General features: G+C 66.2%; 20 protein-coding genes. 17 read left to right on the top strand and 3 right to left on the bottom strand.

The annotated features are described in order from the left end of the window. The first annotated feature begins 33 nt into the window (after nucleotides 1-33). The 14 genes from HPA01S_RS01825 to HPA01S_RS01760 all read left to right on the top strand — a co-directional run bounded on the left by HPA01S_RS01825 (nucleotide 34) and on the right by HPA01S_RS01760 (nucleotide 17,280). Nucleotides 34-1,899, top strand: a complete 1,866-nt coding sequence (locus tag HPA01S_RS01825; protein ID WP_066265859.1) for an extracellular solute-binding protein — start codon at nucleotides 34-36, stop codon at nucleotides 1,897-1,899. Then, nucleotides 1,896-2,933: a microcin C ABC transporter permease YejB gene (locus HPA01S_RS01820; protein ID WP_066265857.1), complete on the top strand. Its 1,038-nt coding sequence runs from the start codon at nucleotides 1,896-1,898 to the stop codon at nucleotides 2,931-2,933. Before HPA01S_RS01825 ends, HPA01S_RS01820 begins: the two co-directional genes overlap by 4 nt. After that, nucleotides 2,933-3,976, top strand: coding sequence for an ABC transporter permease (locus tag HPA01S_RS01815; protein ID WP_066265855.1), 1,044 nt, complete (start codon nucleotides 2,933-2,935; stop codon nucleotides 3,974-3,976). Before HPA01S_RS01820 ends, HPA01S_RS01815 begins: the two co-directional genes overlap by 1 nt. Further along, a complete protein-coding gene (locus tag HPA01S_RS01810) occupies nucleotides 3,973-5,580 on the top strand; it encodes an ABC transporter ATP-binding protein (protein ID WP_066265854.1) in 1,608 nt (535 codons plus the stop codon). The genes HPA01S_RS01815 and HPA01S_RS01810 overlap by 4 nt, the downstream gene beginning before the upstream one ends. 108 nt (nucleotides 5,581-5,688) lie before the next feature. Further along, nucleotides 5,689-6,450, top strand: a complete 762-nt coding sequence (locus tag HPA01S_RS01805; protein WP_066265853.1) for a DUF2189 domain-containing protein — start codon at nucleotides 5,689-5,691, stop codon at nucleotides 6,448-6,450. A gap of 3 nt (nucleotides 6,451-6,453) precedes the next feature. Continuing rightward, a complete protein-coding gene (locus tag HPA01S_RS01800; RefSeq protein WP_245638544.1) occupies nucleotides 6,454-6,675 on the top strand; it encodes a DUF2788 domain-containing protein in 222 nt (73 codons plus the stop codon). A gap of 147 nt (nucleotides 6,676-6,822) precedes the next feature. Next, nucleotides 6,823-7,422: a ribosome maturation factor RimP gene (gene rimP / locus HPA01S_RS01795; RefSeq protein WP_066265849.1), complete on the top strand. Its 600-nt coding sequence runs from the start codon at nucleotides 6,823-6,825 to the stop codon at nucleotides 7,420-7,422. A 51-nt stretch (nucleotides 7,423-7,473) separates the two neighbouring features. Next, nucleotides 7,474-8,973, top strand: coding sequence for a transcription termination factor NusA (gene nusA, locus HPA01S_RS01790; protein ID WP_066265847.1), 1,500 nt, complete (start codon nucleotides 7,474-7,476; stop codon nucleotides 8,971-8,973). Nucleotides 8,974-9,004: 31 nt separating this feature from the next. After that, a complete protein-coding gene (infB, locus tag HPA01S_RS01785) occupies nucleotides 9,005-11,875 on the top strand; it encodes a translation initiation factor IF-2 (protein ID WP_066265845.1) in 2,871 nt (956 codons plus the stop codon). 5 nt (nucleotides 11,876-11,880) lie between these two features. Further along, on the top strand, nucleotides 11,881-12,252 hold the full coding sequence (gene rbfA / locus HPA01S_RS01780) for a 30S ribosome-binding factor RbfA (protein WP_066265841.1): 372 nt from the start codon (nucleotides 11,881-11,883) through the stop codon (nucleotides 12,250-12,252). A gap of 2 nt (nucleotides 12,253-12,254) precedes the next feature. Further along, nucleotides 12,255-13,247: a tRNA pseudouridine(55) synthase TruB gene (gene truB, locus HPA01S_RS01775; protein ID WP_066265839.1), complete on the top strand. Its 993-nt coding sequence runs from the start codon at nucleotides 12,255-12,257 to the stop codon at nucleotides 13,245-13,247. Then, entirely contained in the window at nucleotides 13,244-15,070 is a 1,827-nt protein-coding gene (typA, locus tag HPA01S_RS01770; RefSeq protein ID WP_066265838.1) for a translational GTPase TypA, read from the top strand. The genes truB and typA overlap by 4 nt, the downstream gene beginning before the upstream one ends. Nucleotides 15,071-15,129: 59 nt before the next feature. Further along, entirely contained in the window at nucleotides 15,130-16,140 is a 1,011-nt protein-coding gene (locus tag HPA01S_RS01765; RefSeq protein ID WP_066265834.1) for a DMT family transporter, read from the top strand. Nucleotides 16,141-16,176: 36 nt separating this feature from the next. Beyond that, nucleotides 16,177-17,280, top strand: coding sequence for an enoyl-CoA hydratase/isomerase family protein (locus tag HPA01S_RS01760; RefSeq protein WP_066265829.1), 1,104 nt, complete (start codon nucleotides 16,177-16,179; stop codon nucleotides 17,278-17,280). Between the two features lie 39 nt (nucleotides 17,281-17,319). On the opposite strand, the gene smpB is transcribed toward HPA01S_RS01760, so the two are convergent. Beyond that, a complete protein-coding gene (gene smpB / locus HPA01S_RS01755) occupies nucleotides 17,320-17,814 on the bottom strand; it encodes an SsrA-binding protein SmpB (protein ID WP_066265827.1) in 495 nt (164 codons plus the stop codon). 48 nt (nucleotides 17,815-17,862) lie between these two features. Between smpB and HPA01S_RS01750 the strand changes: the two genes are divergently transcribed. Then, the gene (locus HPA01S_RS01750; RefSeq protein ID WP_066265825.1) at nucleotides 17,863-18,309 is read left to right on the top strand and encodes a type II toxin-antitoxin system RatA family toxin; all 447 of its coding nucleotides are present in this window, start codon (nucleotides 17,863-17,865) and stop codon (nucleotides 18,307-18,309) included. Between the two features lie 11 nt (nucleotides 18,310-18,320). Further along, nucleotides 18,321-18,653, top strand: a complete 333-nt coding sequence (locus HPA01S_RS01745) for an RnfH family protein (protein ID WP_066265819.1) — start codon at nucleotides 18,321-18,323, stop codon at nucleotides 18,651-18,653. Nucleotides 18,654-18,684: 31 nt separating this feature from the next. Here HPA01S_RS01745 and HPA01S_RS01740 read toward each other — a convergent pair whose 3' ends face one another. Further along, nucleotides 18,685-19,245, bottom strand: a complete 561-nt coding sequence (locus HPA01S_RS01740; protein WP_174525269.1) for a DUF4124 domain-containing protein — start codon at nucleotides 19,243-19,245, stop codon at nucleotides 18,685-18,687. 182 nt (nucleotides 19,246-19,427) lie between these two features. Between HPA01S_RS01740 and guaB the strand changes: the two genes are divergently transcribed. After that, nucleotides 19,428-20,897, top strand: coding sequence for an IMP dehydrogenase (gene guaB, locus HPA01S_RS01735; protein ID WP_066265817.1), 1,470 nt, complete (start codon nucleotides 19,428-19,430; stop codon nucleotides 20,895-20,897). Nucleotides 20,898-20,950: 53 nt separating this feature from the next. Here the strand turns inward: guaB and hpxZ are convergent, their stop codons facing one another. After that, nucleotides 20,951-21,337, bottom strand: coding sequence for an oxalurate catabolism protein HpxZ (hpxZ, locus tag HPA01S_RS01730; protein ID WP_066265815.1), 387 nt, complete (start codon nucleotides 21,335-21,337; stop codon nucleotides 20,951-20,953).

The raw sequence follows: 21,337 nt of genomic DNA, 5'->3' as shown, positions 1-21,337 counted from the left end.
TGACTCCAGTGAAAAATCCAGCAGAATTGTCTCATGCACGCACCCGCCCCCCGCCACCACAGCCGCCTCGCTGCGCTGTGCGTGGCCGTGGTGCTGGCGGCATTCAGCCCCGCGGCCGCCTGGGCCGCCCACGGTTACGCGCTGTGGGACGACCTCAAATACCCGGCCGACTTCCAGCGCTTCGACTATGTGAACCCGGCCGCGCCCAAAGGCGGTGAGCTGCGCCTGGTGAGCAACCAGCGCCTCTCCACCTTCGACAAGTACAACCCGTTCACGCTCAAGGGTGCAGCGCCGGCCTACCTGCTCGACCTGCTGTTCGAACCCCTGCTGCTGGCATCGATGGACGAGACCGCTTCGGCCTATGGCCTGCTGGCCGAAGACGTGCAGGTCGCGCCCGACCGATTGAGCGCCACCTTCCGCCTGCGCCCACAAGCGCGTTTCCACGATGGCAAGCCGGTGGAGGCGGCCGACGTCAAACACAGCTTCGAGATGCTGCGCAGCGCGCAGGCCATGCCGCAGTACGGCAGTCTGCTGGCGGAGGTGAAGTCCGCCGATGTGCTGGACCGGCTCACCGTGCGCTTCCGTTTCACCAGCCCGAACCGCGAACTGCCGCTGGTGGTGGGCAGCCTGCCGGTGTTCAGCCGGCTTTGGGGTGTGGTGGACGGCAAGGCCAAACCCTTCGACCAGATCGTGACCGACACACCGATGGGCAGCGGCGCGTACAAGATCGGCCCGGTGCGCTTCGGCCGCGACATCACCTATGTGCGCGACCCGAACTACTGGGGCCGGGACCTGCCGGTGCGTCAGGGCACCGCCAACTTCGACCGCATCACCGTGCGCATCTACAAGGACAACACGGCGCGGTTGGAAGCGCTCAAGGCGGGTGAGTTCGACTTCATGAGCTTCTATTCCGCCGGCGACTGGGCCCGCCGTGTCACCGGCCGCCGCTTCGACAGTGGTGAGCTGGTCAAGCGCGAGTTCGAGCACCAGATGCCCTCGGGCTTCCAGAGCTATTTTTTGAACACCCGCAGGCCCGAGCTGGCCGATGTGCGGGTGCGCGAAGCATTGGGCCTGGCGCTGGACTACGAGTGGATGAACCGGCAGTTGTTCTACAACGGCTACCCGCGTGTGAACGATCTGTTCGGCAACACGGCCTGCGAGGCCAAAGGCCTGCCATCACCGGCCGAGCTGCAGCTGCTCGAACGCTGGCGCGGCAAGATCCCGGACGCGGCCTTCGGGCCCATGTTTGAGACGCCGGTCACCGTGGGCGAGGGCCAGTCGCTGCGCAACAACCTGCGCCGCGCGCGTGACCTGCTGGCCGAGGCCGGCTGGACCTACCGCGACGGCGCGCTGCGCAATGCCCAGGGCCAGCCCATGGTGCTGACCTACCTGGACAGCCGCGAAGGAGGCATCCGCACCCTGGGGCCGTGGATACAGAACCTGAAGAAGCTCGGCATCACGCTCAACTTCAGTGCGGTGGATTTCGCGCTCTACCAGCAGCGCATGGACCACTACGAGTTCGACATCGTGACCATCAACGCACAGGGCACACACAACCCGGGGCAGGAACTGGTGGACATGTTCGGCAGCCGGGCTGCCGCCACCGAGGGCTCCAACAATTTCAGCGGTGTGCGCAGTGCGGCCGTGGACGACCTGCTGCGCCGAGTCGTCGGCGCCAAGACGCGCGAAGAACTGGTGCCCGCCTGCCATGCGCTGGACCGCGTGATCATGCACAGCCACTACCTGATCCCGCAGTGGACCATGACCGCGCACCGCCTGGTCTTCAATGACTGGCGCACCCGGCACCAGGCGCCCATGCCGCCGTACGCGCGTGCCGAGCAGTGGGCCATGGACACCTGGTGGGCCAGCCCGCTGCAACTGGAGGGCCGCCAGCCATGAGCGCCTACATCCTGCGGCGCCTGCTGCTGATGGTGCCGACCCTGTTCGGCGTGATCCTGCTCACCTTCTGCGTCATCCAGTTCGTGCCGGGCGGCCCGGTGGAGCAATACATCAACGAGTCGCGCGCGGCCACCATGGGCCCGGGCGGTGAAGCCGGCGGCGGTGGCAGCGCCTACCGCGGCTCGCAGGGTGTTGACCCGAAACGCATCGAAGAGATCAAGGCGCTGTACGGCTTCGACAAACCGCCGGCGGAGCGCTTCTGGCAGATGCTGGGGCGTTTTGCCCGCCTTGATCTCGGCACCAGCTTCTTCCAGAACAAAACCGTCTGGCAGCTGATCGTGGAGAAGCTGCCGGTCTCCATCAGCCTCGGCTTGTGGACCTTTCTCATCAGCTACGCCATTGCCGTGCCGCTGGGCGTGGCCAAGGCGGTGCGGGCCGGTTCGCGTTTTGACCTCTGGACTTCGGTGCTGGTGCTCGCTGGTTACGCCATCCCGGGCTTTGTGCTGGGCGTGGCCCTGCTGGTGATCTTCGGCGGGCAACTGCAGTGGTTCCCGCTGCGCGGCCTGACCTCTGCCAACTGGGACGAGCTCAGTTGGGGCGCGCGCATCGTCGATTACCTCTGGCACATCACACTGCCGGTCACGGCCATGGTGCTGGGCAGTTTTGCAGTCACCGCCATGTTGACCAAGAACGCGTTCTTGGAAGAAATCCGCAAGCAGTACGTGATGACCGCGCGCGCCAAGGGCCTGAGCGAGCGCCAGGTGTTGTGGAAACATGTGTTCCGCAACGCGCTGATTCCCATCATCACCGGCTTCCCGTCGGCCTTCATCGGCGCCTTCTTCACCGGCGCGCTGCTGATCGAAACCCTGTTCTCGCTCGACGGCCTGGGCCTGCTGAGCTACGAGAGCGTGATCCGGCGCGACTACCCCGTCGTCATGGGCACGCTGTTCCTGTTCACCCTGATCGGCCTGGTCACCAAGCTGATTTCCGATCTCTGCTACGTGTGGGTCGATCCGCGCGTGAAGTTCGACTGATGGCAGCGCCGCAGCAGGCCTCCCTCAGCCCGGGCCGGCGCGCCTGGCGGCGCTTCAAGCGCAACCGGCTCGGTTACTGGAGCCTGGTGATCTTCTGTGTGCTGGTGGTTGGCAGCCTGTTTGCCGAGCTGCTGTCCAACGACAAGCCGCTGGTGGTGCGCTTCGAAGGCACAACCTACTTCCCACTGCTCAAGGACTACCCCGAGACCGCCTTCGGTGGTGACTTCGACACACCCACGGACTACCTCGACCCCTTCATCCAGGAGAAATTGGCGCAGGGTGGCAACTGGGCGCTGTTCGCACCCAACCCCTACGGCTCGGAGACCATCAACTACTTCGCCAAGCTGCCCAACCCGTCACCGCCCACGCTGGACAACTGGCTCGGCACCGACGACCGCGGGCGCGACCTGCTGGCGCAGCTCATCTACGGCTTCCGTGTCAGCGTGCTGTTTGCGCTGGCGCTCACCGCCATCGGCGTGGTGCTGGGCGTGATCACCGGCGCCATTCAGGGTTTCTTCGGCGGCAAGACGGACCTGGCCTTCCAGCGCTTCATCGAGATCTGGAGCGCCATGCCCGAGCTCTATTTGCTGATCATCTTCGCGGCGGTGTTCTCGCCCAGCATCGGCCTGCTGCTGATCCTGCTCAGCCTGTTCGGCTGGATGGGCCTGTCCGACTACGTGCGCGCCGAGTTCCTGCGCAACCGCCAGCTCGATTACGTGCGCGCAGCGCGTGCGCTGGGTTTGTCCAACTGGCAGATCATCTGGCGCCACGTGTTGCCCAACAGCCTGACACCGGTGGTGACCTTTCTGCCGTTCCGCATGAGCGCGGCCATCCTGGCGCTGACCTCGCTGGACTTCCTCGGCCTGGGTGTGCCGCCGGGCACACCGTCGCTCGGTGAGTTGCTGAGCCAGGGCAAGGCCAACATCGACGCCTGGTGGATTTCCATCTCCACCTTCGCGGTGCTGGTGGTCACGCTGATGCTGCTGACCTTCATGGGCGACGCGCTGCGCGATGCGCTCGATCCCCGCAAGGTGGACCAATGAACCACGCGCCGCTGCTGGACGTGAAAGACCTGCGCGTCGCCTTCGGTGGCCAGCCGGTGGTGCACGGCATCGACTTCACCATCGGTGCTGGCGAGAAGCTCGCCCTGGTGGGGGAGTCGGGCTCGGGCAAGACCGTGTCGGCGCTCTCGCTGCTGCGCCTGGTGCACAACGCCGAGGTCAGTGGTCAGGCACTGTTGCAGGGCCGGGACCTGCTCGCCCTGGGCGAACGCGAACTGCGTGGCGTGCGTGGCGACGACGTGGCGGTGGTGTTCCAGGAGCCCATGAGCGCGCTCAACCCGCTGTACACCGTGGGCGACCAGATTGCCGAGGTGCTGCAACTCAAGAAGGGCCTGACGCCGCGCCAGGCGCAGGCGGCCACGGTCGAGCTGCTGGCGTCCACCGGCATCCCCGAGCCGGCGCGGCGTGCTCAGGCCTTCCCGCACCAGCTCAGTGGCGGCCAGCGCCAGCGCGCCATGATCGCCATGGCCCTGGCCAGCTCGCCCAAGCTGCTGCTGGCCGACGAGCCCACCACCGCGCTGGACGTGAGCCTGCGTGGGCAGATTCTCGACCTGCTGTCGACGCTGCAGCGCGAACACGGCATGGCGGTGCTGCTGATCACGCACGACCTCAACCTGGTGCGCCGTTTCGCCGACCGCGTGGCGGTGATGGAGCGCGGCCACCTGGTGGAGCAGGGCAGCGTGGCCGAGGTGTTCGCGCAGCCGCAGCACCCCTACACCCGCAAGCTACTGGCCAGCACACCCGAGCGTGACGTGGTCCCCGTCATGGCGCCACCCGATGCGGCGCCGGTGCTGCAGACGCAGGGCCTGCGCGTGTCCTACCCCGTGGCCTTGCCCGGCTTCAAGGGCTGGTTCAAGAAAGGTGAGTTCGTGGCAGTGCAGGGCGCCGATCTGCACATCGCGCCGGGCCAGACGCTGGGCGTGATCGGCGAGTCCGGTTCCGGCAAATCCACGCTGGCGCTGGCCGCGCTCGGCCTGCTGCCGCACCAAGGTAGCCTGCGGGTGGCCGGCACCGACTGGGCGCAGGCCAAAAAGGCCGGGCAAGACCGGGCCTTGCGCCAGCGCATCCAGGTGGTGTTCCAGGATCCGTTTTCCTCCCTGTCGCCACGCCTGACCATCGAACAGATCGTGGGCGAAGGCCTGCTGGTGCACCAGCCCGGCCTGTCGGTCGCACAGCGGCGCGAGCGTGTCGTGACCGCCCTGGCCGACGTCGGCCTGGTGGACGACCCCCAGCGAGGCGGCGACTGGCTGCAGCGTTATCCGCACGAGTTCTCGGGCGGGCAGCGCCAACGGCTGGCGATCGCCCGCGCGCTCATCATCGACCCGCAGTTGCTGGTGCTCGACGAACCCACCAGCGCGCTCGACGTGACGGTGCAGAAGCAGGTGCTGGCCCTGCTGCAACGCCTGCAGCGCGAGCGTGGCCTGAGCTACCTGCTGATCACCCACGACGTGGACGTGATCCGCGCCATGGCGCACCAGGTGGTGGTGATGAAAGATGGCGCCGTGCTCGAAACCGGCCCGGTGGACCAGGTGCTGCGCGCGCCCGAACACCCCTATACCCGCGCCCTGGTGCAGGCCGCAGCCTGAATCCGGTCTTGTTTTTTTGTGCGCAGCGTTTGATCTGCGTCAGTCGCGCGCGCGGGTGTGCGGGCTATAAAACCCGTAGACCGGTGCAGGTGCGCCGGCCGAGCCACCATGACCGTGCCCCCATCCCCCACCAACATCACCCTCATTTCGCCGCTGCGCTGGCTCGTCGCCGGCTGTGCCGACCTGCGCCGCCACCCGCTGCCGGGCTTGCTGCACGGCCTGTTGATCGCCGCGTTCGCCGCTTTGCTGCTGTGGGGCGCGCGTGATCGTTTCTGGTTGCTGGCGGGCGCGTTCTCGGGTTTTCTCATCGTCGCGCCGGTGCTGGCCACCGGCCTGTACGCGGTCAGCCGCGGGCTGGAGCAGGGCCGGCGCGTGTCGCTGGGCGAGATCGGCCGCCTCTGGTGCAGCGCCGACACGCGCCTGGTGCGTTTTGGTCTGCTGCTGGGTCTGGCCGGCACCGGCTGGGTGCTGACGTCGGCCGCGCTGATCACCCTGTACGCGCCCCAGCCGGTGCAGCGCCCGCAGGATTTTCTGCAGCACGTGCTGCTCGCCGCCCACCCGTTCGGGCTGTTCGAGGCCTGGCTGCTGCTGGGTGGCCTGCTGGCCGCGCCGATGTTTGCCTCCAGTGTGGTGGCCATGCCCCTGCTGCTGGACCGGCCGGTGTCCGTCGGCACCGCGGTGCGCCGCAGCTGGTCGGCGGTGGCGAGCCACCCGGGCCCGGTCGCCGTGTGGGCGCTGCTGATCCTGCTGCTGGTGGCGCTCGGCATGGCCAGCGCCTTGCTGGGTCTGGTCGTGCTGCTGCCGCTGCTGGGGCACGCCAGCTGGCACGCCTACCGCGACCTGACGGGCGGCGAGCGGCAGGAGCGCTGAGTCATGGAAAACACCGTGCTCGGTTTCACCGAGGGCCAGATCGCCCAGTTCGGGCTGAGCTTTGGCGTCGGCGCCTTCATCCTCTACATGCTGTTCATCGTGTTCCATCTGGCGCGCGAGTCCAAGGCCGGCAAGTTTGGAACTTTCGTGCTCTTCCTGGTTCTGTCCTTCGGCATGCTGGGTTTTCTGGCCAAGAACCTCATCCAATGGGTGCTGGGTATCTGAGGCGGTTGCCAGAGCGTGCACAGAAGCGTTACAATCCCGGCTTCACGACCAAATGGGCGGGTTACTACCGGCCCATTTTTTTTGGCCGAACGCTTTTGGCCCTGCGGAACACCCCAGGGCAGCAACTCTGGGCAGACACCACACAGCATGGCTTGGCAAGATACCGTAGAACAGACCGTCACCGGACTGGGTTTTGACCTGGTGGACCTTGAGCGCTCCGCCGGTGGGTTGCTGCGGGTCACGATCGACTGGCCATGGGAAGTGCCGCAAGCCGGGCAGCCGCTGCCCGTCGAGCGTTTCGTGACGGTGGAAGACTGCGAAAAGATCACGCGCCAGCTGCAGTACCTGCTGGAAGTGGAGGGGCTGGAGTACCGGCGCCTGGAAGTGGGCTCGCCGGGCATCGACCGGCCGCTTAAGCGCGAGATCGACTACGTGCGCTTCGAGGGGCATGTGGTGGATCTGGTCCTGAAGGCGCCGATCGGCGCGACCGGGACCGATGTGGCGGCCAACCGCAAGAAATTTCGCGGCACGCTGGAGCGTGCTGAAGACGGTGTGCAATGGCAGGTGGTCTGGAGCGATGCGCCCGAACCCAAGCCGGGCCAGCGCGTGAGCAAGAAGCGCGCGCCGGTGCCGATGCAGGCCATGGCTTTTGCGCTGGAAGACATCCAGCAGGCGCGGCTCGCGCCGATCGTGAATTTCAAGGGGCGTCAGGCCCCTGGCGCTGCGGCGACACAGACCGAAGATTGAGGAAGAACCTTGTGAACCAGAACAAGCAACCCGGAAAGGTGGGCGAGTGAAATGAACCGCGAAATGTTGATGCTGATCGATGCGATCTCGCGCGAGAAGAATGTCGAGCGCGACGTGGTGCTCGGCGCCGTGGAGCTTGCGCTGGCCTCGGCCACCAAAAAACTCTACAAGGGCGAAGTAGACATCCGCGTCGCGATGGACCCGGACACCGGTGCCTACGAAACCTTCCGCCGCTGGCTGGTCGTGCCCGATGAGGCCGGCCTGCAGAACCCGGATGCCGAAGAAATGCTCAGCGATGCGCGCGACGAACTCGCCGACATCGAGGAGGGCGACTACATCGAGAAGCCGGTGGAAAGCGTGCCGATCGGCCGCATCGGTGCGATGGCCGCCAAGCAGGTGATCCTGCAGAAGATCCGCGACGCAGAACGCGAGATGCTGCTCAACGACTTCATGTCGCGTGGTGACAAGATCTTCGTCGGCACCGTCAAGCGCATGGACAAGGGCGACCTGATCGTCGAGAGCGGCCGCGTCGAAGGCCGCCTGAAGCGTGGCGAGATGATCCCGAAGGAGAACTTCCGCACCGGCGACCGTGTGCGCGCCATGATCATGGAGGTTGACCTCACGCTGCGTGGCGCGCCCATCCTGCTGTCGCGCTCGGCGCCGGCCTTCATGATCGAGTTGTTCCGCCAGGAAGTGCCCGAGATCGAGCAGGGCCTGCTGGAGATCAAGACCTGCGCCCGTGACCCGGGTTCGCGCGCCAAGATCGCCGTGCACACCTTCGACAAGCGCATCGACCCCATCGGCACCTGCGTTGGCGTGCGTGGTTCGCGCGTCAACGGCGTGACCAATGAGCTGGCCGGCGAACGCGTGGACATCGTGCTGTGGTCGGAAGACCCGGCGCAGTTCGTGATCGGCGCATTGGCCCCGGCCAACGTGGTCTCCATCGTGGTGGACGAAGAGCGCCATGCCATGGACGTGGTGGTGGATGAGGAAAACCTTGCCATCGCGATCGGCCGTGGTGGTCAGAACGTGCGCCTGGCGTCCGAGCTGACCGGCTGGCGCATCAACATCATGACGGCCGACGAGTCGGCGCAGAAGCAGGCCGAAGAGGCCGACGGCATCCGCAAGGTGTTCATGGCCAAGCTGGACGTGGACCAGGAAATTGCCGACATCCTGATCGAAGAGGGCTTCACCAGCCTGGAAGAAGTGGCCTATGTGCCGCTGCAGGAAATGCTGGAGATCGAGTCTTTTGACGAAGACACGGTTAACGAGCTGCGCACGCGCGCCAAAGACGCCCTGCTCACGATGGAAATCGCCCGCGAAGAAAGTGTGGAAGAGGTGTCGCAAAACCTGCGCGACCTCGAAGGCGTGACGCCCGAGCTGATCTCCAAGCTGGCCGACGCCGGCATCCACACCCGCGACGAGCTGGCCGATCTGGCCACCGACGAGCTTACCGATATCACCGCACAGACGCCGGAAGAGGCCACGGCGCTGATCATGTTGGCGCGCGCGCACTGGTTTACCGGTGACGAAGCCCAGCCCACAAACTGACCAGCGGAGGCCTACGCGGAGAAGAGAACCCATGACAAGTACCACCGTCGCCGAATTTGCGGCCGAGCTGAACAAGCCCACCAACGTCCTGCTGGAGCAACTCTCCGCGGCGGGGGTGCCCAAGACATCCGGGACCGACAGGCTCACCGATGCCGACAAGCAGTCCTTGCTCGGCCACCTCAAGGCCAGCCACGGCACGGCCGGCGGTGAGCGCAAGAAGATCACGCTCGTCAAGAAATCGACCTCTGAAATCAAGCAGGCCGATGCAACGGGGCGTGCCCGCACCATTCAGGTGGAAGTGCGCAAGAAGCGCACCTTCATCAAGCGCGACGATGAGGTGGCGGTGCCCGAAGCGGCCGAGCCCGAGCCGGCTGCGCCGGTGGTGGACGCCGAAGAACTGGCACGCCGCGAGGAAGACGCGCGCCGCCAGGCCGAGCTGCTGCGCCGCCAGGAAGAAGAACTGACCCAGAAGCGCCAGGCGCGCGAAGCCGAAGAGGCCCGCCAGGCCGCCGCCCAGGCGCAAGCCGAACAGGAGCGCGTGGCCGCCGCCGAAGCCGCCGAGAGCGCGGCCCGCGCCAAGGCCGAGGCCGTCACGCCGGAAGGCATTGCCGAAGCCGCGGCTGCCAGGGCCAGCCAGGAAGCCCAGGCCAAGACCGAATCGCTGGAGCGTGAGTCCGCTGCACGCGTGCTGGCCGAGAAGAACGCCGAAGCCAAGCGGGCCGAAGAACTGCGTGCGCAGGATCTGATCGAACGCCGCCGCAAGGCCGAAGCCGAAGCCGCCAACATCCGCGCGATGATGTCCGCCCCGGCCAAGACCCTGGTGGCAAAGAAACCCGAGCCAACGCCCGACCCCAAGGCCGGCATCAAGGGCACGCTGCACAAGCCTGCCGGTACCCCGGGCAAGCCCGCCGGCACCGCGGCTGCAGGCACGGCTGGCGCCGCTGGCGCGGCCGGCAAGAAAGAGGTCAAGTCCGAGAACCTGTCTTCCACCTGGAAGGACGACGCGGCCAAGCGCAAGGAAATCAAGACCCGCGGCGACACCAGCGCAGGCCGCTCCAACTGGCGTGGTGGCCCGCGTGGCCGTCGCGACTCGCGCGATTCGCGTGACAGCGGCCAGAGCAGCTTCGTGGCGCCGACCGAGTTCAAGCAGATCGAAGTGCACGTGCCGGAGACCATCACGGTGGCCGAGCTGGCGCACAAGATGAGCCTGAAGTCGTCCGAAGTCATCAAGCAGCTGATGAAGCTGGGCCAGATGGTCACCATCAACCAGCCGCTGGACCAGGACACCGCCATGATCGTGGTGGAAGAACTGGGCCACAAGGCCCTGGTGGCCGCGCTGGACGATCCGGAAGCGTTCACCGACGACGAAGCATCGCAACAGGAAGCGGAATTGCTGCCTCGCGCACCGGTGGTCACCGTCATGGGCCACGTGGACCACGGCAAGACCTCGCTGCTGGACTACATCCGCCGTGCCAAGGTCGCCTCGGGCGAAGCCGGCGGCATCACGCAGCACATCGGCGCGTACCACGTGCAGACCGAGCGCGGCATGATCTCCTTCCTCGACACCCCGGGTCACGAGGCGTTCACCGCCATGCGTGCCCGTGGTGCCCAGGCCACCGACATCGTGATCCTGGTCTGCGCCGCGGACGATGGCGTCATGCCGCAGACCAAGGAAGCCATCAAGCACGCGAAAGCGGCTGGTGTGCCGATCGTGGTTGCGATCACCAAGACCGACAAGCCCAGCATCAACCTGGAGAAGGTGCGTTCCGAGCTGATCGCCGAAGAAGTCGTGCCCGAAGAGTTCGGTGGCGACACCCCCTTCGTGGGCGTGTCGGCCAAGACCGGCGCCGGCATCGACGCTTTGCTGGAGCAGGTGCTGCTGCAGGCCGAAGTGCTGGAACTCAAGGCGCCGGTGGATGCCATGGCCAAGGGCCTGGTGATCGAAGCGCGCCTGGACAAGGGCCGCGGCGCGGTGGCCACGGTGCTGGTGCAGAGCGGCACGCTCAAGACCGGCGATGTGATCCTGGTCGGACAGACCTCGGGCCGCGTGCGTGCCATGCTGGACGAAAACGGCAAGACGATCAAGGCGGCTGGCCCGTCGATCCCGGTGGAAATCCAGGGTCTGTCGGAAGTGCCGCAGGCCGGTGACGACTTCATGGTGATGACCGACGAGCGCCGTGCGCGCGAAATCGCCACCTACCGTGCCGGCAAGTTCCGCAACACCAAGCTGGCCAAGCAACAGGCCGCCAAGCTGGAGAACATGTTCTCCGACATGTCGGCGGGCGAGGTCAAGCTGCTGCCCATCATCGTCAAGGCCGACGTGCAAGGCTCGCAGGAAGCGCTCGCCGCATCGCTGCTCAAGCTCTCGACCGAAGAGGTCAAGGTGCAGCTGGTGTTTGCCGGTGTGGGTGGCATCAGCGAGTCCGACGTCAACCTGGCCATCGCCTCCAAGGCAGTGGTGATCGGCTTCAACGTGCGCGCCGACGTGGGTGCACGCAAGCTGGCCGAAGGCAACGATGTCGACCTGCGCTACTACAACATCATCTACGACGCCGTGGACGATCTGAAGGCAGCCATGTCCGGCATGCTGGCACCCGAGAAGCGCGAAGAGGTCATCGGCGCGGCCGAGATCCGTACCGTGTTCGTGGCCTCCAAGATCGGTACGGTGGCGGGCTGTATGGTCACCTCCGGCATGGTCACCCGCAACTCGCACTTCCGCCTGCTGCGCGAGAACGTGGTGGTCTATACCGGCGAGATCGACACGCTCAAGCGCCTCAAGGACGATGTGCGCGAAGTCAAGGAAGGCTTCGAGTGCGGTATCAAGCTGAAGAACTACAACGACATCAAAGAGGGCGACCAGCTCGAGTTCTTTGAGGTCAAGGAAGTGGCGCGTACGCTGTAAGCACGATGGTCCGCAAAGCTTCATCCACACCCAACCGCGGTTTCCGCGTGGCCGACCAGATCCAGCGCGATCTGGCCGAGCTGATCGCGCGCGAGCTCAAGGACCCGCGGGTGGGCATGGTGACGATCAATGCGGTCGAAGTCACGCCCGACTACGCACACGCCAAGGTCTTCTTCAGCCTGCTCACCGGTGACGCCGAGGAAACCCAGCAAGGCCTCAACGCCGCTGCCGGGTTCCTGCGCAACGGCCTGTTCAAGCGCCTGCACATCCACACCGTGCCGACGCTGCACTTTGTGTTCGACCGCACCACAGAACGTGCGGCCGACATGAATGCATTGATCTCCAAGGCCGTCTCGTCCCGCTCAAAAGAGGAGTGACGATGCACGCGCCACGCACCAGGGTGCAGCGGCGCCCTGTGCATGGGGTGCTGCTGCTCGACAAACCGCTGGGTCTCTCCAGCAATCAGGCCTTGCAAAAGGCCAAGTGGTTGCTGCGCGCCGAGAAAGCCGGCCATACCGGCACGCTGGACCCGCTGGCCAGCGGCGTGCTGCCGCTGTGCTTTGGTGCCGCCACCAAGTTCAGCCAGCTTCACCTCGATGCCGACAAGACCTACGAAACCACGGTGCGCCTGGGCGTGAAGACCCGCACTGGTGATGCCGAGGGCGATGTCATCGAAACCCGGCCCGTCACTTGCACGGTCGGCCAGGTGGTCGAGGTGCTGGATAGTTTCATGGGCCCCATCTCCCAGGTGCCGCCCATGCACAGCGCGCTCAAGAAGGACGGCAAACCGCTCTACGAATACGCGCGCGACGGCGAAACCGTCGAGCGTGAGCCGCGCCACGTGGTGATCCACGACCTGGAGCTCCTCGACATGCAGTTGCAGGGCGACACGCCGCAGTTGCGCCTGCGCGTGTGCTGCAGCAAAGGCACCTACATCCGCACCCTGGGCGAAGACATTGCCGAAGCCCTGGGCTGCGGCGGCCATCTCAGCATGTTGCGCCGCATCGCCACCGGCCCGTTCGACAGCACCCAGTGCATCACCCTCGATGCCCTGGAGGCGTTGAACGAACGCGAACGCCTCGAGCGTTTGTTGCCGGTACAGGCCTTGCTTGCAGGACACGAGCGCGTCACGCTGGACAGCGAGCATGCGGGGCGGTTCCTGAGCGGGCTGCGCCGCCGCGGCGACTGGGAAGACCACGCGCGTGTGGCGGTGTTCGGGCCCATGCCGGGCAAGCCTCCCGACCCGCACATACCCGAGCCGGTCTTGTTGGGCAGTGCCCATACCAAGGCCGGCGAACTCATCCCGGGGCGGCTGCTGAGCCCTTCTGAAATACAGCAAATCCTGGACAATTCACCGGAACTCTCAACATGAGCAAACAAATCCGCAACATCGCCATCATCGCCCACGTCGACCATGGCAAAACCACCATGGTGGACCAACTGCTGCGCCAGTCGGGCACCTTCGCCGAACACGAAAAAGTGGTCGACACCGTGATGGACAACAACGCCATCGAACGCGAGCGTGGCATCACCATCCTGGCCAAGAACTGCGCCGTGAGCTGGGAAGGCACGCACATCAACATCCTCGACACCCCCGGCCACGCGGACTTCGGCGGTGAAGTGGAACGTGCCCTGTCCATGGTGGACGGTGTGGTGCTGCTGATCGACGCGCAGGAAGGCCCGATGCCGCAGACGCGCTTCGTGACCAAGAAGGCGCTGGCGCTGGGCCTCAAGCCGATCCTGGTGGTGAACAAGGTCGACAAGCCGGGAGCCCGCCCGGACTACGTGGTCAACGCCGCCTTCGACCTGTTCGACAAACTCGGCGCAACCGACGAACAGCTCGATTTCCCGGTGGTGTATGCCTCGGGCATCAACGGCTGGTCGTCGCTGGAAGAGGGCGCTCCCGGTGAGCAATGGGGCGCCGACATGTCGGCCCTGTTCAACACCATCCTGAAGCACGTGCCGACCACCAAGGGTGATGCCACGGCGCCGCTGCAGATGCAGATTTCTGCGCTGGACTACTCCACCTTCGTCGGCCGTATCGGCGTCGGCCGCATCACCTCCGGCACGCTCAAGGCGCCGATGGACGTGCTGGTCATGGCCGGCCCGGACGGTCCTTCGTACAAGGGCCGCATCAACCAGATCCACACCTTCCAGGGCATCGACCGTGTGCAGGTGACGGAAGCCGGCCCGAGCGAAATCGTGTTGATCAACGGCATTGAAAACGTCGGCATCGGTGAAACCATCACCGAGCCGGGCAACCCCCTGCCGCTGCCGATGCTGAAGATCGACGAACCCACGCTGACCATGAACGTCTGCGTCAACACCTCGCCCCTGGCCGGTCGCGAAGGCAAGTTCGTCACCAGCCGCCAGATCTGGGACCGCCTGCAGAAGGAACTGCGTTCCAACGTGGCCCTGCGCGTCAAGGAAACCGACGAAGACGGCATCTTTGAAGTCGCCGGCCGCGGTGAACTGCACCTGACCATCCTGCTGGAAGAGATGCGCCGCGAAGGTTACGAAATCGCCGTGTCCAAGCCGCGCGTGGTGTTCCGCACCGTCGACGGCGAACGGCACGAGCCGATTGAAATGGTCACCGCCGACATCGAAGAAGGCCACCAGGGTGGTGTGATGCAGGCGCTGGGCGAGCGCAAGGGCGAGCTGGTGAACATGGAGCCGGACGGCCGTGGCCGCGTGCGCCTGGAGTACCGCATTCCGGCGCGTGGCCTGATCGGCTTCACCAACGAATTCCTGAACCTGACGCGTGGTTCCGGCCTGATCTCCAACATCTTCGACAGCTACGAGCCGCACAAGGGCGACATCGGTGGCCGCAAGAACGGTGTGCTGATCTCGATGGACGACGGTGAAATCTTCACCTACGCACTGGGGAAGCTGGACGACCGCGGCCGCATGTTCGTGAAGGCGAACGACCCGGTGTACGAAGGCATGATCGTCGGCATCCACAGCCGCGACAACGACCTGGTGGTGAACGCCACCCGCACCAAGCAGCTGACCAACTTCCGCGTCAGCGGCAAGGAAGACGCGATCAAGATCACGCCCCCGATCGACCTCACGCTGGAATACGGCGTCGAGTTCATCGAGGACGACGAGCTGGTCGAGATCACGCCCAAGAGCGTGCGCCTGCGCAAGCGCCACCTGAAGGAGCATGAGCGCAAGCGCGCCAGCCGCGACAACTGATCGACCTGCACAGGCCGCCGTCCCCCGGGACGCGGCCTTTTTTTCGAATTGAGCCGTTCATGCCGTTCCGTGCCCTCGGTCGCCTGACGCACACGCAGGCGGTCTTTCTGATGATTGCGGTCACCCTGATGTGGTCGATCGCGGGGGTGGTCGCGCGCCAGCTGGAGTCGGCCGCGGCCTTCGAGATCACCTTCTGGCGCAGCGCGTTCGCCGCGCTCTCGATGCTGGTCATCCTGCCGTGGTGGCGCGCGGCAGACCGCGCCGACGGGCGCATCGCCGACGATCCGGCGCAAGGCGCGCTGGAGCGACACTGGGGCGTGCTGCACCGCTCGCGGGCGTTCTGGATCTCGGGCGCCTGCTGGTCGGTGATGTTCACCGCCTTCATGCTGGCGCTGAGTTTCACCACCGTGGCCAACGTGCTCATCATCATGTCGGTCGGCCCGCTCTTCACCGCCTTGCTGGCGCGGGTGCTGATCGGCCACCGGCTGGCGCTGCGCACCTGGCTGGCCATCGTGGCCGCAGGCGCCGGCATCGTCTACATGTACGGCAGCCAGTTCCTGCAGGCCCTGGCCGAACCCGGCACGCAGACCAGCGGGCTGGTGGTGGGCTCGCTGGTGGCCCTGTGCGTGCCGCTCGCCGGTGCCATCAACTGGACGGTGGTACAACGCAGCCAGAGCCACGGTCAAAAGATCGACCTCATGCCCTCGGTGCTGCTGGGTGGCGTGTTGTCTTCGTTGATGACGCTGCCGCTGGCCTTGCCCTTTGTGGCCACCGCCGGAGACATCGCCTGGCTGGCCCTGCTGGGCCTGGTGCAGCTGGCCATACCCTGTGCGCTGGCTATGGTCTGCGCCCGCTCGCTCAAGGCCCCCGAGGTTTCCCTGCTGGCCTTGCTGGAGGTGGTTTTCGGCATTCTGCTGGCCTGGCTGGGCGCGGGTGAAGCACCGGGGCCCGAGGTCTTGTCCGGCGGCTCGCTGGTCATCGGTGCCCTGGTGATGAACGAGCTGCTGGGCTGGCGCTCGCGCAGCGGCACACCACGCATCCAGACCCTGGAAACACCACCCCCTCACTGAACGACGACCCGAACGAACGAACCGGAAAGACCGAAGATGAGCTCCACCACCACCCCCGAATCCCACGTCATCGCCGAAGTCCGCGGCCGCGTCGGCTGCCTCACCCTGAACCGGCCCAAGGCGCTGAACGCGCTGTCGCTCGAGATGGTGCGCAGCCTGACCCAGGCCCTGCAGGCCTGGCGCGACGACGACACGGTGCTCGCGGTGGTCGTGCGCGGGGTGGGCAAGGAAGCGCCCTTCGGCACCTTCTGCGCCGGTGGCGACATCCGCTTCTTCCACAAGGCCGCGCTGGCCGGTGATGCCGCGCTGGAGGCGTTCTTCACCGAGGAGTACGCCCTCAACCACCTGGTGCACACCTACCCCAAACCCTACATCGCCCTCATGGATGGCATCGTCATGGGCGGCGGCATGGGCATCAGCCAGGGCGCGAGCCTGCGCATCGTCACCGAGCGCAGCAAGATGGCCATGCCCGAGACGGCCATCGGCCTGTTCCCCGATGTGGGCGGTGGTTATTTCCTGAGCCGCTGCGCCGGGCGTCTGGGCGAGTACCTGGCGCTGACCGGGCGCATGCTGCAGGGCCGCGAAGCCATCAGCGCCGGCCTGGCCGACGGATTCATCGATTCCGGGCGCCTGCCCGGCCTGTGGGCCTCGCTGGAGCGCACGCCGTTCGAGAACGGTGCTTCGGTGGAGCGCTGGTGCGCCAGCCACCTCAGCACCACCGCCGCGCCAGCGCCCTGGAACGCCACGGAGCTGGAGCGCATCTTCGGCCTGCCCGGCATGCCGCAGATCATGGCCGCGCTCGATACCACCGACAGCGACTGGGCGCGCGACACCGCCACCAAGCTGCGCCAGCGCTCGCCGCTGATGCTGCACGTGGTGCTGGAGCAGATCCGGCGTGCGCGCGGCATGGGTCTGGCCGACGACCTGCGCATGGAGCGCGACATGGTGTACCGCTGCTTCCACCTGCGCCCGGGCGCGGCCAGCGAAACCGTGGAGGGCATCCGCGCCCTGGCGGTGGACAAGGACCACGCGCCCAAGTGGAGCCCGGCACGCATCGAAGACGTGAGTGCGGCCGAGGTGGCGGCGTTCTTTGACAGTCCCTGGAGCGCCGACGCGCATCCGTTGAAACACCTGGGCTGAGGCCGCTGAGGCAGGGCGCGCGCTTCGGCGCGCCGGCGCTCAGCGCCGGTTGGACTTCATCACGCGCTCGACTTCGCGCTTGCCTTCGCGGTCCTTGATGGTGTCGCGCTTGTCGTGTTCGGCCTTGCCGCGGCCCAGCGCGATCTCGCACTTCACCTTGCCGGTTTTCCAGTGCAGGTTCAGCGGCACCAACGCGTAGCCCTTCTGCTCGACCTTGCCGGTGAGGCGGCGGATCTGATCCTTGTGCAGCAGCAGTTTCTTGGTGCGCACCGCGTCCGGGCTGACGTGGGAAGAGGCCGTGTGCAGCGGGTTGATCTGGCAGCCGATGAGGAACAGCTCGCCCTCGCGCACCACGACATAACCGTCGGTGAGTTGCACCTTGCCCTCGCGCAAGGCCTTGACCTCCCAGCCTTCCAGCACCATGCCGGCCTCGAAGCGCTCTTCGATGGCGTAGTTGAAGAGTGCCTTGCGGTTCTCGGCGATGCGACTGTCAACGCCTTTGGTGGTGGAGTCTTTGCTGCTTTTGGTGGCCATGAAGTGGAAGTTGCGGCCGTATCAGGCCAATACAATGACCCGGATTGTATGAAAACCATTCACAAGTCCGTTCTGCTCTGGCACAGCGCACCCGAAATGTTCGCGTTGGTCACCGACATCGAACGTTATCCGCAGTTCCTGCCCTGGTGCGACCAGGGTGATGTGATCGAAACCACGGCCACCGGCGTCGTGGCCCGCGTGGGCATCGCGTTCAGCGGCCTGCGCCAGAGCTTCACCACCCGCAACACGCACGAAACCGATCGCAAGCTCACCATGGAGCTGGTCGACGGGCCGTTCTCCCAGCTCGATGGCGTCTGGCAGTTCACGCCGCTGGGCGACGGCAGCCAGAACGCCTGCAAGGTCGACTTCCAGCTGAGCTACGGCTTCTCCAGCACGGCGCTGGCCGCGCTGGTTGGCCCTGTGTTCGACAAGATCGCAGGCAGCCTGGTGGACGCTTTCGTCAAACGCGCCGACCAGGTCTACGGCACCGACTGAGCGCGCGAAAGATGAAGATCACCCTGGTGTACGCCAGCGCACCGCGCCTCGTGCACGAGACCACGCTGGACGCTGCGCCGGACGGCTGCACGCTGGGCCAGGCCTTGTCGGCCGCGGGCTGGCTGGCGCGTTTTCCCGAAATCCAGCGCGACATGCTCACGGTGGGCGTCTGGGGTCGCCAGGCCGAATGGGAGTGGGTGCTGTGCGACGGCGACCGGGTGGAAGTGGTGCGCGGCCTGCGCGTGGACCCGAAGGTGGCGCGGCGCGAACGTTTCGTGGGACAGGGCGCGCGCAGCACCGGCCTGTTTGCGAACCGCCGGCCCGGCTCCAAAGCCGGTTATTGAAGGCCTGCCAACCTGGGCCGGGCCCGCTGCGTCAGCGGGCTTTGGCGGAGGCGGGCAGGGGCCCGCAGTCGCTGCGCACGATGTCGTCCAGGCGTCGCGACTCGGCAGCGCGAGCCTTGTCGTCCATGATCTCGCGCTCACCCTTGGCGTTGGTGGTGGCCAGGCGCATGCCCGAGTCCATGGTGGCCTTGCCCTTGCGGGCGCGTTCGCAGCTCTCGCTGCGCGCGGCGGCCACGCGTTGTTCTTCGGCCTTGACGCGCGCCTGCTCGGCCTCGTCCGCCTGCTTCTTGCGGGCTTCGAGTTCCTTGTCCACCTTGGGCACTTGCGGAGCCGAGGCCGCCGGTGCGGCTGCAGTGGCTGCACCTTCGGCGGCCGGTTCAGCAGCAGGTGCGGCCTGCACCGGGCTGCCGCCACCGGGGCGTTTGAGGATGTTCTTCTCGGGCACGCTGACCGGCGGCGCAGTGTCGCTGAACACCTTGCGCTCGCCTTCTTTCCAGACCCATTGCGCGGACGCCAGCGAGCAGGCCGCAAGCAAAACACCGGCGACCACAGTGGCGCGCCAGGGGGAAATCGGGCAGGAAATGTGAAGCATGCGACGAGTTTAGTCCTGGGGTCGAGCGCCACATGTGCCAAGTGCACGCTTGAGACGGACAAGGCGCAGGAGCGGTAGGTTTTTGCGTCTGAGCGGTAGCCGCATGGCGCCGCGGGGCAAAGGGGGCTGCGGGTTTGCCCGCAGATCGGGCGGCTACAATCGTCGCTTTTGGAGCTTTACCCATGCGCCTCCTCGGCAAAGCGCTCACCTTCGACGACGTGTTGCTGGTGCCAGCGTACTCCCAGGTCCTGCCCAAGGACGCCTCGCTTGCCACCCAGTTCTCCCGCAACATCCAGTTGAACCTGCCCCTGGTCTCGGCGGCCATGGACACTGTGACTGAAGCCCGCCTGGCGATCGCAATCGCACAGGAAGGCGGCATCGGCATCGTGCACAAGAACCTCACGGCGCAGGAACAGGCCGCGCACGTGGCCAAGGTCAAGCGCTACGAGTCGGGCGTGCTGCGCGATCCTGTAGTGATCTCTCCGCAAACCACGGTCCGCCAGGTCATGCAGCTGTCGGACGACCTGGGCGTTTCCGGTTTTCCGGTGGTGGACGCGGGCAAGGTGGTGGGCATCGTGACCGGGCGTGACCTGCGCTTTGAAACCCGTTACGACCTGCCGGTGAGCGAGATCATGACGCCGCGCGAGCGCCTGATCACCATGCCCGACGGCACCACGCCGGCCGAGGCCAAGACGCTGCTCAACAAACACAAGCTCGAACGCCTGCTGCTGGTGAACGACGCCTTCGAGCTCAAGGGCCTGATCACGGTCAAGGACATCACCAAACAGCTCAACTTCCCCAATGCCGCGCGCGACGCCGCCGGCCGCCTGCGCGTGGGCGCGGCGGTGGGCGTGGGCGACGGCACCGAAGAACGCGTGGAAGCGCTGGTGAAAGCCGGCGTGGACGCCATCGTGGTCGACACCGCGCACGGCCACAGCAAGGGCGTGCTCGACCGCGTGCGCTGGGTCAAGCAGAACTACCCGCAGGTCGACGTGATCGGCGGCAACATCGCCACCGGTGGCGCCGCCATGGCGCTGGTGGAGGCGGGTGCCGATGCGGTCAAGGTCGGCATCGGCCCGGGCTCCATCTGCACCACCCGCATCGTGGCCGGTGTCGGTGTGCCGCAGATCATGGCCATCGACAGCGTCGCCACCGCCCTGCAGGGCACGGGCGTGCCGATGATTGCCGACGGCGGCATCCGCTACAGCGGCGACATCGCCAAGGCCATCGCGGCCGGCGCCAACACCGTGATGATGGGCGGCATGTTCGCCGGCACCGAAGAGGCGCCGGGCGAGATCGTGCTGTTCCAGGGGCGCAGCTACAAGAGCTACCGCGGCATGGGCTCCATCGGTGCCATGCAGCAGGGCAGCGCCGACCGCTACTTCCAGGAAAGCAGCACCGGCAACCCCAATGCCGACAAGCTGGTGCCCGAAGGCATCGAAGGCCGTGTGCCTTACAAGGGCTCGGTGGTCTCCATCATCTTCCAGATGGCCGGCGGCCTGCGCGCGGCCATGGGCTATTGCGGTTGCCCGAGCATCGAGCACATGCGGCACAAGGCCGAGTTCGTCGAGATCACCTCGGCCGGCATCCGCGAAAGCCACGTGCACGACGTGCAGATCACCAAGGAAGCGCCGAACTACCGCGCCGAATGACGTGTTCCCGCTGCCCGATGAAAAACGCCCCTTGAGAGGGGCGTTTTTTATGGTCAGAGCATCAGGCTCACATGCGCCGCGACCACGCGCCAGCCCTCGGGCATGCGCACCCAGGTCTGGCTCTGGCGGCCGATGCGTTCGCTGCCCTCGCGGCGGAACTCGATGTTGGCCACCGCCATGTCGGCGCCGAAGGTGGTGATATGGCGCGCCGTCACGGTGCGCATCAGGTTCGCCGCAGGCCGTCCCTGGCGGAAGGCCTGGATGGTTTCATGGCCGTAGAGGTTTTCGCCCGCGCCGTAGCGCAGCGTCAGAGGCGACAGCCAGAACAGCTCGTCGAGCACGGCGACGTCGTTGGTGACCAGGGCCTGTTCGTAGGTGTCGAACACGGCGTTGACTTCGACAAGCACGTCGGGGCGGTTGATGGCGGGAGAAGAAGACAT

This window comes from Hydrogenophaga palleronii NBRC 102513, assembly GCF_001571225.1.
Taxonomy (GTDB): domain Bacteria; phylum Pseudomonadota; class Gammaproteobacteria; order Burkholderiales; family Burkholderiaceae_C; genus Hydrogenophaga; species Hydrogenophaga palleronii.
The sequence above is the reverse complement of the archived record's forward strand: the minus strand, read 5'-3'. Positions and strand labels throughout refer to the sequence as shown.

Excerpts from the sequence above, each read along its gene's own strand:
- hpxZ (WP_066265815.1), bottom strand. The coding sequence starts at position 21,337 with ATGTCTTCTTCTCCCGCCATCAACCGCCCCGACGTGCTTGTCGAAGTC.
- HPA01S_RS01820 (WP_066265857.1), top strand. The coding sequence starts at position 1,896 with ATGAGCGCCTACATCCTGCGGCGCCTGCTGCTGATGGTGCCGACCCTG.
- nusA (WP_066265847.1), top strand. The coding sequence starts at position 7,474 with ATGAACCGCGAAATGTTGATGCTGATCGATGCGATCTCGCGCGAGAAG.
- smpB (WP_066265827.1), bottom strand. The coding sequence starts at position 17,814 with ATGGCCACCAAAAGCAGCAAAGACTCCACCACCAAAGGCGTTGACAGT.
- typA (WP_066265838.1), top strand. The coding sequence starts at position 13,244 with ATGAGCAAACAAATCCGCAACATCGCCATCATCGCCCACGTCGACCAT.
- HPA01S_RS01815 (WP_066265855.1), top strand. The coding sequence starts at position 2,933 with ATGGCAGCGCCGCAGCAGGCCTCCCTCAGCCCGGGCCGGCGCGCCTGG.
- truB (WP_066265839.1), top strand. The coding sequence starts at position 12,255 with ATGCACGCGCCACGCACCAGGGTGCAGCGGCGCCCTGTGCATGGGGTG.
- HPA01S_RS01740 (WP_174525269.1), bottom strand. The coding sequence starts at position 19,245 with ATGCTTCACATTTCCTGCCCGATTTCCCCCTGGCGCGCCACTGTGGTC.
- HPA01S_RS01760 (WP_066265829.1), top strand. The coding sequence starts at position 16,177 with ATGAGCTCCACCACCACCCCCGAATCCCACGTCATCGCCGAAGTCCGC.
- HPA01S_RS01810 (WP_066265854.1), top strand. The coding sequence starts at position 3,973 with ATGAACCACGCGCCGCTGCTGGACGTGAAAGACCTGCGCGTCGCCTTC.
- HPA01S_RS01750 (WP_066265825.1), top strand. The coding sequence starts at position 17,863 with ATGAAAACCATTCACAAGTCCGTTCTGCTCTGGCACAGCGCACCCGAA.
- guaB (WP_066265817.1), top strand. The coding sequence starts at position 19,428 with ATGCGCCTCCTCGGCAAAGCGCTCACCTTCGACGACGTGTTGCTGGTG.
- HPA01S_RS01800 (WP_245638544.1), top strand. The coding sequence starts at position 6,454 with ATGGAAAACACCGTGCTCGGTTTCACCGAGGGCCAGATCGCCCAGTTC.
- HPA01S_RS01745 (WP_066265819.1), top strand. The coding sequence starts at position 18,321 with ATGAAGATCACCCTGGTGTACGCCAGCGCACCGCGCCTCGTGCACGAG.
- infB (WP_066265845.1), top strand. The coding sequence starts at position 9,005 with ATGACAAGTACCACCGTCGCCGAATTTGCGGCCGAGCTGAACAAGCCC.
- rimP (WP_066265849.1), top strand. The coding sequence starts at position 6,823 with ATGGCTTGGCAAGATACCGTAGAACAGACCGTCACCGGACTGGGTTTT.
- HPA01S_RS01805 (WP_066265853.1), top strand. The coding sequence starts at position 5,689 with ATGACCGTGCCCCCATCCCCCACCAACATCACCCTCATTTCGCCGCTG.
- rbfA (WP_066265841.1), top strand. The coding sequence starts at position 11,881 with ATGGTCCGCAAAGCTTCATCCACACCCAACCGCGGTTTCCGCGTGGCC.
- HPA01S_RS01825 (WP_066265859.1), top strand. The coding sequence starts at position 34 with ATGCACGCACCCGCCCCCCGCCACCACAGCCGCCTCGCTGCGCTGTGC.
- HPA01S_RS01765 (WP_066265834.1), top strand. The coding sequence starts at position 15,130 with ATGCCGTTCCGTGCCCTCGGTCGCCTGACGCACACGCAGGCGGTCTTT.